The 15,352-nt window shown below is 73.1% G+C and carries 17 protein-coding genes; 3 read left to right on the top strand and 14 right to left on the bottom strand.

Annotated features, from left to right (window positions below; translation table 11 throughout):
* The first annotated feature begins 110 nt into the window (after positions 1-110).
* Entirely contained in the window at positions 111-302 is a 192-nt protein-coding gene (locus ACH4PY_RS02020) for a hypothetical protein (RefSeq protein ID WP_398174828.1), read from the top strand.
* A gap of 36 nt (positions 303-338) precedes the next feature.
* Here ACH4PY_RS02020 and ACH4PY_RS02025 read toward each other — a convergent pair whose 3' ends face one another.
* The 6 genes from ACH4PY_RS02025 to ACH4PY_RS02050 form a co-directional block, all read right to left on the bottom strand.
* Complete coding sequence (locus ACH4PY_RS02025) at positions 339-593, bottom strand: hypothetical protein (protein ID WP_398174830.1); 255 nt, start codon at positions 591-593, stop codon at positions 339-341.
* 72 nt (positions 594-665) lie between these two features.
* On the bottom strand, positions 666-1,874 hold the full coding sequence (locus ACH4PY_RS02030) for an MFS transporter (protein ID WP_398176022.1): 1,209 nt from the start codon (positions 1,872-1,874) through the stop codon (positions 666-668).
* A gap of 11 nt (positions 1,875-1,885) precedes the next feature.
* A complete protein-coding gene (locus tag ACH4PY_RS02035) occupies positions 1,886-2,416 on the bottom strand; it encodes an ArsR/SmtB family transcription factor (protein WP_398174833.1) in 531 nt (176 codons plus the stop codon).
* A gap of 11 nt (positions 2,417-2,427) precedes the next feature.
* On the bottom strand, positions 2,428-2,925 hold the full coding sequence (locus ACH4PY_RS02040; protein ID WP_398174836.1) for a DUF6879 family protein: 498 nt from the start codon (positions 2,923-2,925) through the stop codon (positions 2,428-2,430).
* Between the two features lie 76 nt (positions 2,926-3,001).
* Positions 3,002-3,850 carry a helix-turn-helix domain-containing protein gene (locus ACH4PY_RS02045; RefSeq protein WP_398174839.1) on the bottom strand — a complete coding sequence of 283 codons (849 nt, stop codon included), beginning with the start codon at positions 3,848-3,850 and terminating at the stop codon, positions 3,002-3,004.
* 3 nt (positions 3,851-3,853) lie between these two features.
* Positions 3,854-4,375, bottom strand: a complete 522-nt coding sequence (locus ACH4PY_RS02050) for a DUF6879 family protein (protein WP_398174842.1) — start codon at positions 4,373-4,375, stop codon at positions 3,854-3,856.
* A 751-nt stretch (positions 4,376-5,126) separates the two neighbouring features.
* On the opposite strand from ACH4PY_RS02050, the gene ACH4PY_RS02055 reads away from it, so the two are divergent.
* Together ACH4PY_RS02055 and ACH4PY_RS02060 are read left to right on the top strand one after the other, a co-directional pair.
* Entirely contained in the window at positions 5,127-5,294 is a 168-nt protein-coding gene (locus ACH4PY_RS02055) for a hypothetical protein (RefSeq protein WP_398174844.1), read from the top strand.
* A gap of 250 nt (positions 5,295-5,544) precedes the next feature.
* A complete protein-coding gene (locus ACH4PY_RS02060; RefSeq protein ID WP_398174847.1) occupies positions 5,545-5,904 on the top strand; it encodes a hypothetical protein in 360 nt (119 codons plus the stop codon).
* A gap of 21 nt (positions 5,905-5,925) precedes the next feature.
* Here the strand turns inward: ACH4PY_RS02060 and ACH4PY_RS02065 are convergent, their stop codons facing one another.
* The 8 genes from ACH4PY_RS02065 to ACH4PY_RS02100 form a co-directional block, all read right to left on the bottom strand.
* Positions 5,926-6,522 (bottom strand): hypothetical protein, encoded by a 597-nt coding sequence (locus ACH4PY_RS02065; protein WP_398174850.1) that lies wholly within the window; start codon positions 6,520-6,522, stop codon positions 5,926-5,928.
* 65 nt (positions 6,523-6,587) lie between these two features.
* Positions 6,588-8,045: a PE-PGRS family protein gene (locus ACH4PY_RS02070; protein WP_398174853.1), complete on the bottom strand. Its 1,458-nt coding sequence runs from the start codon at positions 8,043-8,045 to the stop codon at positions 6,588-6,590.
* Between the two features lie 146 nt (positions 8,046-8,191).
* Positions 8,192-8,956 (bottom strand): NADase-type glycan-binding domain-containing protein, encoded by a 765-nt coding sequence (locus ACH4PY_RS02075; RefSeq protein WP_398174856.1) that lies wholly within the window; start codon positions 8,954-8,956, stop codon positions 8,192-8,194.
* Positions 8,957-9,719: 763 nt separating this feature from the next.
* A complete protein-coding gene (locus ACH4PY_RS02080) occupies positions 9,720-10,280 on the bottom strand; it encodes a phage tail protein (RefSeq protein WP_398174859.1) in 561 nt (186 codons plus the stop codon).
* Between the two features lie 331 nt (positions 10,281-10,611).
* A complete protein-coding gene (locus ACH4PY_RS02085) occupies positions 10,612-12,579 on the bottom strand; it encodes a putative baseplate assembly protein (RefSeq protein ID WP_398174862.1) in 1,968 nt (655 codons plus the stop codon).
* Positions 12,579-13,037: a GPW/gp25 family protein gene (locus tag ACH4PY_RS02090; RefSeq protein WP_398174865.1), complete on the bottom strand. Its 459-nt coding sequence runs from the start codon at positions 13,035-13,037 to the stop codon at positions 12,579-12,581. The genes ACH4PY_RS02085 and ACH4PY_RS02090 overlap by 1 nt, the downstream gene beginning before the upstream one ends.
* A complete protein-coding gene (locus ACH4PY_RS02095; RefSeq protein ID WP_398174868.1) occupies positions 13,037-13,351 on the bottom strand; it encodes a PAAR domain-containing protein in 315 nt (104 codons plus the stop codon). Before ACH4PY_RS02095 ends, ACH4PY_RS02090 begins: the two co-directional genes overlap by 1 nt.
* 138 nt (positions 13,352-13,489) lie before the next feature.
* Positions 13,490-15,304, bottom strand: coding sequence for a VgrG-related protein (locus ACH4PY_RS02100; protein WP_398174871.1), 1,815 nt, complete (start codon positions 15,302-15,304; stop codon positions 13,490-13,492).
* Positions 15,305-15,352: the final 48 nt, after the last annotated feature.

Consider the following 15,352-nt stretch of genomic DNA (forward strand, 5'->3'; position numbering starts at 1 on the left):
CCGTCGCCGGAGCCGAGGACCACTACCTCACCGACACCCACGAAGCGCTCCGCGCACTCATCGCGGACATCAAGTCCGGCAAGGCCGACCACCTGCTCTAGGAGCGAGCGATGCCCGACATCACCTGGGAAGCGCCGTTCTGCCAGGACGGGAGCAACTGCTTCCGCATAGGCACCGACGCGGACGGCAACGCGTACATCGCCGTCGCCGGAGCCGAGGACCACTACCTCACCGACACCCACGAAGCGCTCCGCGCACTCATCGCGGACATCAAGTCCGGCAAGGCCGACCACCTGCTGTAAGCAGCCCCTGCGGATTCGGCTCGGCAGCAGCCGGGTTCAGGATCCGGGCGGGTCGAACCACGACCGTACGAAGGTCAAGAGCTCCTCGTCGGTAACCCCACCCTCGGTCCAGCTCAGCAATTCGAGCTTCTGCTTGACCGACCAGTCGAAGTCCGCGCCGAGAGCGGCGGCCGCGTTGATCTTCCGCCCGCCACTCTCGCCGTAGGCACGGAGCGCGCGGGCGATGTCGACGATCGAGCCTCCGCGTGCGCGGATCCTGTGGGCCTCGGCGACCCACTCGTCAGGCGACACCCCGCCCCACCTCTCCGCCGTCAGGCGCGACCCCTGCGCCGGGCAGACAGCATCGCACGCGTGGCGACGCCGTCACACCGCGGCGGCGAGCGCGGCGTCCACCCGGCGGTTGGTGGTCATGGAGGCCGTGATCGCCGTCATCGTCAGGAGCAGGCCCGACGCGGCGAAGAGCGGTGTGCGGAGGTCGTACGCCGTGGCCAGCCAGCCGCCGAGGAAGGCGCCAAGGGGGGCCGCGCACATCGCGAGCATGCGGGAGGTGGAGGCGACGCGGCCCATCAGGTGGGCCGGGACGACCGCCTGCCGCAGGGAGGGCGCGAGCACCATCGTCGCGCCCATGCCCGCGCCGCAGACGGCGAGTGCGAGCCCGGCCGCGTACGCGTTGGGCGCGGCGGCGAGGCCCAGGACGGCGAGGCCTTCGAGCGCGGCCGTGCAGCTCAGCGCCGTGCCGGTGCCGAGGCGGCGGCCGAGGGAGGAGGCGACGGCCGCGCCGAGCAGTCCGCCGGTGGCCTCCGCCGTGAGGAGCAGGCCGTAGCCGTACGTGTGGATGCCGAGGCGTTCGTGCGCGAAGAGCGGGAGGACGGTCTCCACCGCGAGGAACGCGATGTTCCCGACGGCGGGCCGCAGTGCGAGCCCGAGCAGCAGTTGGTCCTTGAAGACGTACGCCGCTCCGGCCCGCGCCTGCCGGAACAGCGACTCGCCGGCCTCCGCGGCGGGCTTGGGCGTCGCGGGCAGCGACCGTACGAGCAGCGCGGACAGCGCGAAGGACACCGCGTCGGCGACCAGCGGCACCGCCCGCCCGAGAGCGAGGAGCGCGCTGCCCGCGGGCGGCCCGGCGAAGCCGGACATGGCCGTCTGGGAGCCGCGCAGTCGGGAGTTGGCGCGCTCCAGGAGCGCGGGGTCGCGGCGGAGCAGGTCCGGCAGGTACGCGGTGGCGGCGGTGTCGAAGAAGAGCCCGCCGAGCCCGAGCAGGAAGGCGACGACCGCGAGCAGCGGAATGCTCAGCACGTCCAACGCGGCGGCCAGCGCCGGTATCGCGAGCAGCAGGGCGCGGCCCGCGTCGGCGATCCACATCGTGCGGCGGCGGTCCCAGCGATCGACGAGCGCGCCGCCGTGCACGCCGAAGAGCAGCCACGGGAGCGTCCCGGCCGCCGTGACGACGGCGAGCGCCATCGGGTCGCGGGTCAGCGCGAGCGCGAGCAGCGGGAGGGCGGCCTGCGTGACGCCGTCGCCGAGCGAGGAGACCGTCTGGGCGGTCCACAACCGGCCGAACCCGCCGGGCAGCCGGCTCCTGCTCACTTCGCCTCCCCACGCGCCGGGTGGAAGAGCGCGACGACGAGCGAGGTGTCCGGCAGCGCGGGGTCGGACAGCGCCCGGTACTCGTCCGCGAGCGCCTCCAGCCGCGCCCCCAACTCCGCGAACTGCTCGTCCGTGAGCCGCAGATGCGCCATCCGCACGTACCGCTCGCCGTCCGCGGGGGACGCCTCCAGGTCCGCGACCGCGTGCCGCATCAGCACGTCGGCCCCGCCCTCGCCCGGGTCGGGCAGCTCGATCGACCGCGCGGCCATCGCGTAGTACCGCTCGGTGACCCCCCGCACCTTCCGCGTCCGCACGACCTTGACCAGCCCCGCCCGTTCGAGCAGCCGCACGTGGTAGCTGGAACTCCCCTTCGCGAGCCCCACCCGCTCGGCGATCTGCGTGATCGTCGAGGGCTCGAAGCGGATGACGGCCATGATCCGGTGGCGCGTGAGGTTGGAGACGGCGCGCAGTTGTTCGTCGGTGGTGACGTGGAAGGTCTCGGGGAGATCGTCGTCAGGGGCAGGCATGCGAGCAATGGTCAAGGATTGTTGACCATTGCGCAAGGGGATTGCCGACGCGCGTTTCGGGCCGCCTGTCCGACCACGTACGCGTCGTGCGGGGTCGCCCGCGACCAGACGGCCTCGAAGGCGTCCCCGCACAGGCGGGCGGCGGCGGGGTCCTCGGTGATCTCGCCCGGCGCCGAGCCTCCCTCGCCGGTGAAGTGGTTCCACCGGACCGTGCGGTCGTCGAAGAGCCAGAAGTCGTTGCCAGGCAGCGCGAGCATGAACGCCTGCCTGCGGGGCAGCCACCGCACCTGCTCGCCGGCGGCGACGTTGACAACGGTGAGGGCGTGCTCGTACCGGATGTACGGGGAGACGGGCTCCGACACGATCCGCGCCCGCCGCACGGTGACCCCACGGGCGACCGTCCGCCGGATCAGCTCCACCCACGGAGCCCAGTAGGCCGACCCCGGATCGCGGTCCAGCTCCCCGGTGGCCCGCCACCGCGCGAAGTCCTCCCCGGTCCGGAACGGCAAAGGGCGAGTACGGGTCGCTCCGCCACGGCGGGGCCCGGGTCGGAGTCAGGGGAGGTGCCGCGATGTCTCCGCTCCTTCACCGCAGCGCGTCCAGGGCCCTGACGATCAGGGCACGGGCGTCCGGTCCGTACACCGCGTGCCCGGCAAGCTCGGCGAACGTCTCGGCATACTGGCTGACCTCCGATGCTTGGGTAAGAGTCAGGTGCCTGGTAACCAACTCGACGCTCACCTGGGACGCGTCGAAGACCCAGAAGCCCTCGACGGGCATGCGCGTGCGGTTCGGTCCGGCGGCGATGACGCCGACGCTGACACTCGGCAGCGCACTCACCGCGATCAGATGGCCGAGCTGGCCGGCCATCACCTCCACGCCTCCTATCCCGGAACGCAACACCGACTCCTCCAGAAGGAACGCCCAGGTCTTGCCGGGCTGATGCAGCAGTCGCTGCCGCTCCATTCGCGCATCCACCGCAGCTCCCACGTCGTCGATCTCCACCCGCCGACGCTGCACAGCGCGGAGCACCGCCTCCGTGTACGTGCGGCTCTGGATCAGGCCGGGGACGAACCACGAGGAGTACGCCCGGAAATGGGCGGTGCGCTCGAACAGCGGTCTGACCGCGACCTGGGCGTGCTTCAGCCCGCTGCGCTCCATGCGTCGCCACTCGACCCACATTCCTTCGACCGCGCGAAGGGAGGCGACCAGATCGGCCGCCAGGTCCTCGGCCGAGCAGGCGCTGCACCACGCCCTGATGTCGTCGGCAGACGGGGCCGTACGGGCGTGCTCAATACGGGAGACCTTCGACGCGTACCACCCGGTGGCGGCAGCGAGGTCCCTGCCGGTGAGTCCGGCTTCCCGGCGGACCTCGGCCAACCGGTCGGCCAGTACCCGCCGGGCCCGTTGCACGCTCGATGATGTGGACGCTGTCATGGGTCAGGTGGCTGGTGTGTACTCCGTATGCGGCGTGGCCCGCTCCCATACCGCCCCGAAGACCGCGCCGAGGGTCTTCGCCATGGCTGGGTCGGTGCGGTATTCGCGGCCGTCTGCGGCGAGCTGCCCCTCACCGGTGAAATGATGGAAAAGCACCGTATTGTCGTCGAAAACCCAAAAATCCGTGGCAGGCAGTAGCAAACCGACCGCCTGGCGGCGGCCGAGCCAGCGGACCTCCTCACCCGCCTCCAGGTTGCCGGGCGTCAGGTCGTACTCGTACAGGCCGTACGGGTGCAGCGGCTCTGACACGACCCGGGCTCGGCGCACGGTGACGCCCCGTGCGACGGCGGCGGCGACGGCATCGTGCCACCCGTTCCACCACGACCCGCGGTCAGCGAGGTGCAACCGGTGTCCCTGCTGGAACGCCGCGAACCCGGGGTCGTCGAGCATGTAGCTGTCGCGCAGCTCCAGATGGATCGCGGACCGAACGGCGTTTGCCAGGCCCTCACGTGCCGGGGGTTGCACTCTGCTGGACTCCATCCGGACGGGGAAGGAACTGGAGCATACGGGCAGGCAGGCGAATGATGCGCTCCCCGGCAGGAAGCCCCGGCTGGTGGCCGGGCGCAGGGTGCTCCGCGCACTACGCGTGAGCCTCCGCATCAGCCTCGTAGGACTGGATGAGCAGGTCCCCGCTCTCTTCGTGCAGCCACATGGTCGGCGATTCGTCGACGGGACTTTCTGGGTCGACTCCTAGAAACCGCAGGGTCATTGCGTCCTCGCTTCCGCGTGGATTGCATGGCATTCCATCGACCATCTCTCGGCACTGGCGCGGCGTCAAGTGGGCATTTGAGCCGCACAGGCACACGAAAGGGGGTAGCGGGTGAAGACTCACAGAATCTCGCAGAATCTGGTGGCCTTACGAGTTCCCCTCTCCCTAGCGTCGAAATGCCCGCCCGCACGGCTCGGCCGCAGGGGGGCAGCACGATGCCTCCGCGGCTCTTCGCCCCGGGGCATGGCGACGCCGGAAGGGGCGCGATGGTGAGCAGCCGACCGACTTGGGAGAACACAAGCTCGATGTACGTCCGGGGTCGGCCATGCCGTATCGCGGGGATTCTGTCGTGACGCGGTATTGCGCCCGGCATCGAGGATGGGTCATGGAAACGGACGCCGTGCTCATCTCCCGGCCGGGGAGCGAGGGCACTGTCCACGCCTGCAACCCGTGTGTGCGGCGCGACGGCATCGTGCCGCCTCGCCCCCACGACGCCAGGCGCTCCGCATGAGCGCCACCCGTACGTGCGGGTGGTGCGGGCGGGGGACGCGCGAATACCTGGTGCATGAGATCGACGCCGACCACGGGCCCGCCGAAGTCGTGTGGTGCCGGGACTGGCGGGCGTGCCGGGCCGCCGCCCGGCGCAACGTCGGGGTCCGGGCGCGCGGCTTCTGAATTCCTCCCCGGGCCGAGCTTGGCGGCAGACCCGGGGAGGTCACGACACCACCACCGCGACAGGCGAGGGGAGGTGACTCCCATGAGCGTACCGGCGGCCGTTGCGGCGGACCCCGGCGACGACGACCCGACCCCGCCCGCCGACGAACCCGACTGCGGCGGCGGGGACGGCTGCGGCAGGCGGTAGGGGCATCACCCGTTCGGGGCCGGCCACCGCCTGGTCGTCGGCCCCTCCTGGTAGAGGATGGACATGACGCCGCACTGGCACGCGTACAGCTACACCGGCCCGTCCCGCCCGCGCGACTCCGACGCGCGCAACCCCGCTGCCGCCGCGCCGCCCCTGGTCATCGCCGAGTGGCCCGGCAAGCCGCTCAGCATGCTCGCGGGCACGTTCACCACCGCCGAGGCCGCCCTCGACTGGCTGGCCGGGCAGCTCGCCGAGACCCCGCCGCTGCCCACCGCGCTCCCGCCCGCGGCGATCCTGGAACACGCCCGCGCCCGCCTGGCCGCCCATCCCGCGGACGAGGTGACGCGCTACTACACCGCCGGCTCGTACGTCGCTCGCGACCTCGTACGGTGCACGGGGCGGTGCCCGGCGTCGCCGGAGTGAGGGCGGGGCAGGTAGGCCCCCTCAGTACGAGGCACCCTCGCCGTCCTTCTGGGAGGTGAGCATCCGGAACGGCGCCGTCGCGAGCATGCCGCCGGTGGACAGCCAGGCGACGTCGACCCGCTCGAAGACCAGCGCCAACGCCATGTCCATCGCATCGACCGGGCCGTGCGCGGTTCCGAACCGGCGATGCCCACTCGTCTTACGGACATGGGGGCCGTCCACGAAGCCCACCCGGACCTCGTCCCCGCGCCGCAGCTCGACCGCGTGGCCCTCACCCGTCGAGGCATACGCGTACTCGCGGCCCGCCAGACCGATGAACAGCGCACGGGCGGAGCGGCGCAGGCCCAGCGGGTTGTAGGAGAGCGCCGCGAGAATCCCGCCCACGCTCAAGGTGGCCTTCTTGCTGAGGTACGGCTCGCCCGCCATGCCGATCCCGGACAGGTACGTGTCAGGCAGTTGCCCGCTCACCACCTCCGTACGGAGGATGTCCCCGGGCCTGATGGTGCGGCCCCGCGTGTGAAAGACCTTCACCTCGCCGAACTCGCCTACCGTCCCCGTCACACCCCGCTCGGTCTTGGTGTCGTAGGGCTCCAGCACGAACTCGAAGCTGTCGGTCATGTATGCCCTCCCTTCTCATATGACCGAAAAAACGCCATGGCGGTCGGCAAAACCTCGGAAGTGCCCTACCAGTTCATCGGATTGAGCGCCTTCCCCACCTTCTTTGCCCCGCTCGCCACTTCGTGACCCGTCTTCTTCGCTCCACTGGCGACCTCATGACCGGCCTTCTTGGCAGTGTTGCCCGTCCAGTCGACGGCCTTGCCCGTGCCCTTGGTGATGTCGTCCCAGTGTTCGACGATCTTCGCACCGCCGTAAACGGAGCCGAAAACGACGACGGCACCGAACGAGAACGGCGAAGGGGAGACCAGAGCCGCGGTGAGCGACGCGTTGAAGCCGAATTCCGCGACGTCGGCGACGTACCCCGCCCCTTTGCGCTTGAAGGCCGTGACCGGGTTGAGGCCGTCGGAGATGACGTTGAGGCCGCTGAAGACCGTTGCGGCGGCGCTGGTGCCGATGCCGAGTCCGCGCAGCACGCCCGAGGTACGGGCCGCGATGCTGATCCCGCGCACCAGGGACGTCACGCGGGGAGCGGCGGCCACGAGGCGGGTCTCACCGTAGGCGTTGGTGAGGACGCTCAGGAGGCGGGCGTTGGCGGCCCGGGAGACGGCCTGCCCCGCGTGTGTCGCCCGCGAGTACTGGCCGGCCAGTTTGTCGCTGCCGATGAAGAAGTTGATGGCCTTGTTGACCGACACCCCCCGGAAGGAGTCGGTGAAGAAGGGGAGCCTGCGCAGCTGGTCGTAGCGGGTGTTCGCGAGATCTGCGACGCGGTCCCCCACCTGCGGAATGCGCGTGAGCGGGCCCAGGACCTTGGTGGGTAACCATGTGCCCGGGGCGGACAGCGACCGCACTCTCGGGGCGAAGTCCTCGATCGCCTTGCCCACCGCCCTGACGGCTGGGTTGCCACTCGACTGAATGCGAAGGCCCAGCCAGGTCGTGAACGATTTGCCCAGGCCGTTCACGAACGAGTTGTGGACGAGCACCCTGGCCAGCGCCGTCCCCTGCGCGACCGCGTGCCCGCCGGACTCGGCCACCGACGTCCAGTCGCCGTACGCGCCGATCAGGTACTCGACGGCCGGCTCGAAGGGGTGGAGGCCGGGGATGCTGGTCAGGGCCGTGGCGCGGAGGCGGTCGAGGTAGGTTTCCAGGTTTTCGCCGGGTTTGCGGTGGAAGAGGGAGGCGTTGGGGTCGTCGCTGGTGGCCACGGAGTCGGCGATCAGGACGGTTTCGGGGTCGAGGGCGGTGCCGCGGTAGTGCGTGAGGTCGTCGGGGGTGAAGCCGGCCCAGAGGAGGCCGCCGGAGAGGTCGCCGTTGGAAAGGCGGGTGCGGGCGGCGCGGCGGCGGAGGTCGGGGGCGGTTTCGGTGGCCCAGGACGCCATGGGGCGCAGGGTGGCGAGTTTCGAGATGACGTTGAGGGTGGCTGCTCTGCGGAAGACGGAATCCGTGGCGTTCTTCAGGCTCGTCGGATCCGCGCCGTCCAGCAGTGTGGCTAAGCGTTCCAGGTCTTCCGGGTTCACGCTGCGCATATGACTCCCCCCCGGGGTCAGGTGCATCGGGTGCCTCTCCCGTCACACAGGGTACGGAGAGGGCCTCCGGGGAGGGGGTGTTCTCGGCCACCGCGGGGGACGTGCGGGGCGCTCCACCGCCGGAATCGGCGGCGGAGCACGGGGGTTCAGCCGCGGCGGAAGAACTCGACCTCGGCCAGGGCCAGATGGTGGCCCTTCTTCAGGCCCGCGGGGGCGCGCAGGGTGAGGCGGACGGTCGTGACGTCGCTGACGCCGGTCGTGAAGGTCTGGTCGCCGGGGCGGTCGTCGAGGGTCAGCTCCTGGTGGTGGGTCTCGCCCCTGCTGGAGGTGGTGTCCAGGTCGATCGTGAGGGCGCGGCCCTCGGCCTGGTACTCCTTCAGGGTCGCGGAGGCGCCGTTGGTGATGATGACGTCCACCAGCCGGATGGGCTGCGCGAAGGTGTACGTGATCGTCGCGCCCGCCGAAGGGGCGCCCCAGTAGCGGTTGTTGAGGCCGTCCAGGGTGTTCGCGGCCGGATGGCCGGGGATCTGCGCGCTGGCGGTGGCGTGCGCCGGGCGGACCGGCTTCGCGCCGTCCAGCTTGTCCTTCGTGTCCTCGAACAGGCCGCGTCCGGCGGGCAGGGCGAAGAACACGCCCACCGCGAGGACGGCCACCACCAGGAGGATCACCAGCAGCCGCTTGAAGCGGCCCGAACCCGCCCGCACCCGGCGGCTGAAGGGCCAGATCGTCCGCCACCAGGGGAGGGCCGCGCGCGCGGGCGCGGGGTTCAGCGGGGTGGCGCAGCGGCGGCAGAAGCGGCGGTCCGGCGGGTTGAGCGTCCCGCAGTTGGGGCAGGGCTCCCCCTCGGCCTCCTCCGGCTCCGGCAGCGGGCGCACCACCGGGCGCGGTGCGACCGGCCGACCGGGCAGCACGGGCCGCACCGGCGCGGGATCCCCCTCGGACGCTTCCTCCGCGGCTGGTGCGGCGGGCGCGGCGGGCCGCCGGGGCGGTACGGAGCCCTGCGGGGCGGTGGGCGCTACGGGTGCTGGCGCGGGCGCCGCGGGACGTTGCGGGGGTACGGACTCCTGCGGGACGGTGGGCGGATCTGCCTGCGGCGCAGAGGGGGTGGCCGAACTGCTCGGGGTAGCGGGGGGTGGCGGGGACTCGGATCCGTGGGAGCCGGACCCCGACAGGCCGTCGCGCACGGCACGCCGCAGGCGCCCCGCCCACGCGTCGGGATCGGTCGCCGCGTCCGTCGCCCGGCGCAGGCGGCCCTCCGCCCGGTCGGGGGCGTCCGCCGCACGCCGCACGCGGCCCTCCGCCGCCTCGGGGGCGTGCGCCGCGCGGGCCGCGCCGCCCGACGAGACCGCCTCGGAGGCCCCGCGCGCCGCCCGCCGCAGGCGCCCTCCCCGGGGTTCGGGGGCCTCGGGCTCGGGCGCTTCGGGGGGAGCGGGCTGCTCGGCGGGCGCCGCCGCCGGGGGCTCCGGGTCGGACGGGGCGGGTGCCGGGGCCGCTGCCGGTGCCGGTGCCGGCTCCGGCTCCGGTACGGGCTCCGGCTCCGGCTCCGCCGCGGGCGGTGACGCGGACGACGACGGCGCCGGGCTCTGCGACCAGCCCAGATACGTACCGCAGGTGCCGCAGAAGTCCTCCGTTGGCGCATTGGACGCCCCGCACGCGGGACACGCACGCATGGCGTCACCTCCCTTCGCTCGGCGGGCCGGGCAGGATCTCCACCCGGCAGGCGGTGTGCGCCGGGCACATCGCACGGACGGTCTCCCGGACGCGCTCGGCGTCCACGCGCGGCTCGCGGCCCGGCCACACCCGGACGAGCGGGCCCGCCGGGTCCTGCGGCGAGAGGTCCGCGCCGGGGGTACGGGACCAGGTCGCGCCGCCGTCGCCGCTGACGTCGGCGTGCACGCCCAGCACCAGCCACAGCGCCTCGACCAGGCCCTTGCGGGTGCCGCGCAGCCGGTGCAGCTCCAGGGCGCGGACGACCGCCTCGCGGCGCAGCTCCAGCGGGCACCGCGGGTCGTCCACCGCCCCGACCCACGAGCCCAGCCACGCCAGGAAGTCGGGCGGCGCGAGGCGCGGGTCGAGGTAGGCGGGGAGGTTGTCGAGCGTCGCGAAGACGGGGGCGAGGACGACGTCGAGCCCGGCGGTGAATCGCTGGGCGAGGTCGTCGTCCGCGTACAGCGCGGGGAGTTGCTCGCCGATGGGGTGCCTGCTCCGCAGGCCGGGTACGGCTGCTCGGCTCATCGGGTGACCTCCCCGTCCGCGCTGCCGCGCCGGTTACCGCCCAGCGCGCGGAGGCTCGCGCTGCCGCGCCGGGCAAACCCCAGGGGCGCGGGGAACTGCGCGGCCAGCCCCCACCGGGGCGCGGGTAGATCCCGACCCAAAGGGGCAGTTGCTGTCGTTTCCGGACCACCGGCCGGTGGGTGGTTGCTCGCGCAGTTCCCCGCGCCCCTGATGTACCCGGCGCGGCAGGCGCAAGCTCCCCGTGCCCCACCGCCCCCGGCGGGGAAAACGGCGGGCCCGCAAGCCATTCGCGCCCTCGGCGCGCAGCGCGCGCCTCCGCGCTGGCGGGTGCTCATGCCGGAGTCCCGTCTGTCGCAGCGACAGCGACCTGGTGCTGGTGGGAGAAGACGAGCGCGTCCGGGGTGACGTCGAGGCGGTCCGTGGGGGCGCCGCGGCGGCCGGTGAGGGGGTCGGCGGGGAAGAGGCGGATCTCCTGGACGACGGCGTCGCCGGTCGCGCGCTGGAGGACGCCGAAGATCTCGCCGTACTGGACGGGGCGGCCGAAGGGCCAGCCGGTGCCGTCGGGGCCGCCGGTGAGGGGGTTGAGGTAGTGGTAGAGGGCGTCGAGGGCGGCTTCGCGGACGGTGTCGGGGTCGGCGCCGGGGGCGGTGGTGAGGCGGGCGACGACGGTGACGCCCTGGTAGGCGGGGGGTTCGACGGCGACGTTCGTGCCGATGAGGCGGCGTTCGTCGAGGGCTTCGGTGATCGCGCCGAGCACCTGGTCGGAGGGGATGAGCTGTTCGAAGCGGAGCCGGTCGTCGCCCTCGTCCGCGACCGCGTCGGGCACCACCAGGACGCGTACGGCGCCCGCGGAGCCGGCGGGCACGCAGCGGACGCGGGCGGCGGAGGGCGCGGCCTGGCGGGCGATGATCTCGTGGTCCTCCGCGGTGACGGCGCGCTCCTGCATGCGCAGTGCGTCCGGGGCGCGCATCTTGGCGTTGTCGACGGTCTCCCCGGCGACGCCGCCGCGCGCGGCCTCGCGGTTGGTGACGCGGGCGACGTACGGGACGGAGCTGCGCAGGACGGAGATGGCGCCGCGGGCGACGTTCCCGGCGGGGCCGCCGCCGGTGCGGTAGCGGGCGACGCGGATCTGCGCGCCCTTCGGCGGCACCGCGCCGTAGTGCCGCAGGGTGCCGTCGGCCTCGCGCACGGCGGGCGGGAAGGCGAATTCGCCCGCGGTGGCGTCCAGCGTGACGTGCGGGTCCTCGGGCGCGGAGCGGCCGAAGCTCTCGACGATCTGCCAGCGCTGCCAGCCGCCGCCGTCGGAGGCGGAGGAGACCTCGACGACGGGCGGTTCGCCGTCGAGCAGCACGGGCGGGCGGGCGAGCCGGAAGGCCTGCCCGGGGACGCCTTCGGAGGTGCCCAGCGGCACGTCGGTGAGGGTCTGCGCGTGCTCGGCGGGCATGGTGCCGCCGATGGTGAAGACGGAGGCCTCGCGCACGGTGGGCGACTCGGAGTAGAAGGGCTGGCCGGGTTCGGGTTCGGTGACGCGGCAGCGCAGCCAGCCGGCGCGGGTGCCGCCGCTGGTGGACGCGGTGTGCCCGGCGGGCACGTACAGCACGATCTCGCCGGGGCGGTTGAGCCCGCCGGTGGTGTCCTCGCCGGTCTCGCACTCCTGCCAGGCCGCGCCGTCCCACGCCTCCCACACCAGCGGGGGCTGCCGGGGATCGACGCCGATGCCCTCGACGCGGCTGTCCAGGCGGATGGCGACGATGCAGCGCGGTACGGCGGTGGGCAGTCCGAAGAGCAGCGCGTCGCCGGGCTGCGGGGCGCTCTGGAAGCACGGCACGTCCCGCCCCTCGGCGAGCGTGCGGGTGCGGTCGGTCTGCTCGCCGCCGCGCGGGGCGGCGACGAGCCGCTCCAACGACGAGGGGAGGATGCGCAGTTCAGCGGTGGTGGCGAAGACCACCGCGTCCTCGGTCTCGCCGCGCACGGTCGTGACCTCGGTGCCCGCGGGCAGCACGAGGGTGTCGTCCTGCGGGGCGGAGAGCCAGAAGTCGATGTCGGCGCGGGCGGCGGCAGGCGGGAAGAGCCGGATGCCGAGCAGGTCGAGGAAGGCGAGGTAGTTCTTCTCGGGGACCCGGTTGAGCCGGTAGAGCAGCTGGTCCACGAGGTAGGCGAACGTCTCGATGAGGGTGACGCCGGGGTCGGAGACGTTGTGGTCGGTCCACTCCGGGGCGCGCTGCTGGACGTAGCGCTTGGCCTCGTCCACGAGCTGCTGGAAGCGGCGGTCGTCCAGGTTGGGTGCGGGCAGGGGCATCAGCCGGCCCTCCGCTCACCGAGCGGGACGACGTCGGGGAGGGCCGCGTAGGAGTCCTCGGCGGAGTCGGACGGGATCGTGTAGAAGGGGAAGACGAGGTTGCGCCGGTCGTTGGTGGAGCGGACGGTGTAGTGGACGTCGATGTAGAGCGTCCCGGCGTCGATCTGGTCGAAGGCGATCACGACGTCGTCCACCTGGATCCGCGGCTCCCACCGTTCCAGCGCCTCGCGCACCTGCTGGGCGATCCGCCCGGCGGTCGCGCCGTCGCCCGGCGCGAAGACGTACTCGTGGATGCCGCAGCCGAATTCGGGGCGCATCGGGCGCTCGCCGGGCGCGGTGCCGAGCACCAGCCGGATCGCCTCCTCCAGCTCCCGTTCGCGTTCGACCATGGCGATGCCGCCGGTCGGCCCGACCCGCAGCGGGAAGGCCCAGCCGCGGCCGATGAAGCGCTCGCTCATCACACCCCTCCGATCTGCACGTTGACCGCCCCGAGGATGATCTGCGCGCCGCACACCGTGCGGTCGCCCATCCGCGCGGCGGGCAGCCCGCCGATGAGGACGGGGCGGGCGAGCGCGGTGGGGCTGGGCAGGATGACGTCGGCCGGGCCCAGCGCGGCGTGCGGCGGCACGACGCACACGTGCAGGCTGCCCACGACGGCGGCGGGCTTGCCGCCGATCAGCACGCGGGCCACCGTCGCTGCGGCGGGCGGCGGCGGGGTGGTGATCGCCCCGCCGTGGTCGGTGGGGTCACCGGTTCGGGCTGCGGCCGGCATACGTCGCTCCTCGCGGAAGTCCTGCGGCCCGGGGGCCGGTTGGGGTCGTGAGCCCGGTGGGGCCGGTACGGGGGTGCGGCCGGGGCCGTCCGGTGGCCGGCACCTGTCAGCGTACGAGCAAGTCACCATGCGCGCGCCTCAGTTGATCCGGACAAGTGCGGCCTTGAGCACGCCGAGCGCGCCGCCGTCCACGGTGACGTCCGCCGTGCCCTTGACGCTGACGGACGCGCCGCTGACCCGCGCGCCCGCCGTGCCGTCCACGTTGACCTGCCGTCCGCGCACGTTGACCGTGCCCTGCTTGGCGTCCAGCGTGATGCCGCCGGGGTCCATGACCAGGGAGCTGAGCGCGGCGCCGCCCGCCGACGCGGTGACGGTGACCTCGATGCGGTTGTTGCGGTCGTCGAGGAAGACGGTGAGGCGCCCGTCGCCGGTCTGCAGGCGGACACCGTTCAGGCCCGTGGGCGCGTCCAGCAGTTCCACCCGGTGGCCCGAACGCGACACCACCGAGCGGCGGTTGAGCTTGCCGCTGGTGCGGTCGACGAGCGGCACGTCGTGCTTGGAGGGCTTGTCCTGGCCGTTGTAGAGGCCGCCGATGACGAACGGGTGGTCCAGCAGGCCCTGTTCGAAGCCGACCAGCACCTCGTCGTTGACCTCGGGGCTGACCACACCGCCGCCGCCCTTGCCGCCCCACTGCACGGTGCGCACCCAGTCGGTGACGTAGGTGTCGTCGAGCCAGGGGAAGGTGAGCCGCACCGCGCCGTTCTGCCCGCCCTCCGGCTCGCGCACGTCCGTGACGACGCCGGTGGCCAGGCCCGGGACGCGGGCGCCGCGGCCGGGGGCGTTGGCGCCGGTCACCAGGCCGGTCAGCGAGCGGTCCGGGCTGGCGCCGACCCACACGGTGGTGCGGTAGCCGCGGTCGGGCTCCAGGACGTGCTGGGCCGCGGTCGCGGTGTAGCGCCCGGAGAAGGCCTCCCCGACGTTGCCGAGCGCGACCGGTACGCCCGCGCGCAGCATCGGGTTGCCCTCGGCCACCGCCTCCAGCTCGGCGAAGCCCGCCGCGACCTGGTCGGCGGCCGCCCCGGCGGCGGCGGTGGTCTCGGCGAGCGTGCCGTACGGGGTGTCGGTGACGGTCAGCTTGGCGGTGCCGAAGACGGACGAGGCGCGCGACGGGCTGAGCCCCGGCCGGACGCTGTCGCTCACGACCGACGGCTCCCGCGAGACCAGCGGCTTCTTCGTCCGCACGTCCCAGCCGCGCACCTCCACCTGCGCGGCGCCGTCCGCGGCCGTGAGCGCGGCCCGCAGCGCGAGCAGGTTGCGGCCGTATTCGAGGACGAGCGGGTTGCGGGCGGCGGAGGTCGAGGGCGAGGGCGCGCCGGAGGCGTTCTTCGGCTTGGTGAACTGCAACAGGCCCTTGTCGTCGACCCGCACCAGCGCGCCGCTCTCGTGCGCGAGGAACTGCAGGAAGTCCCAGTCCGAGACGTTCGCCTGGGACAGCTGCTTGTACGTGACCGGGGCCGCCTCGACCTTGCCGACCGCGAGGCCCGCGCGGGAGGCGACCTGCCGCACGATCGCCGACGCCGACATGTTGCGGTAGGCCGCCACCCGGCGGCCGCGTTGCAGGCGGTGCGCCCGCGAGTAGGCCCGCACGACGGTGAAGCTGCCGGTACGGTCGCGGTCCAGCTCCAGCGCGGTGACCTCGCCGTTGAACAGCAGCTCGCGGCCCTGCCCGGAAGCCGTCACGACCGACACCTTCAGCGGGGTGCCGATCGTGATGCCGGTCTTGCCGAGGAATTCGTGGTCGGGGTCGCGGAAGGTCAGCACGGCGGCGTCCGGCAGCCCCACGTTCTCGTCCACGACACAGCTCACCAGCTGCGCCGCCCAGATCTTGGGGAGTTCGCCGGGCGCCTCCACGATCGGGTCCGCCGCGAAGGACCGTCCGCCCTGCTCGCTCATGCCTCTTCCTCCTCTCTTGTGGTCGGTCTTCCTGCTCACTCCCTCCGC

Source organism: Streptomyces sp. NPDC021224, from assembly GCF_044332905.1.
Taxonomy (GTDB): domain Bacteria; phylum Actinomycetota; class Actinomycetes; order Streptomycetales; family Streptomycetaceae; genus Actinacidiphila.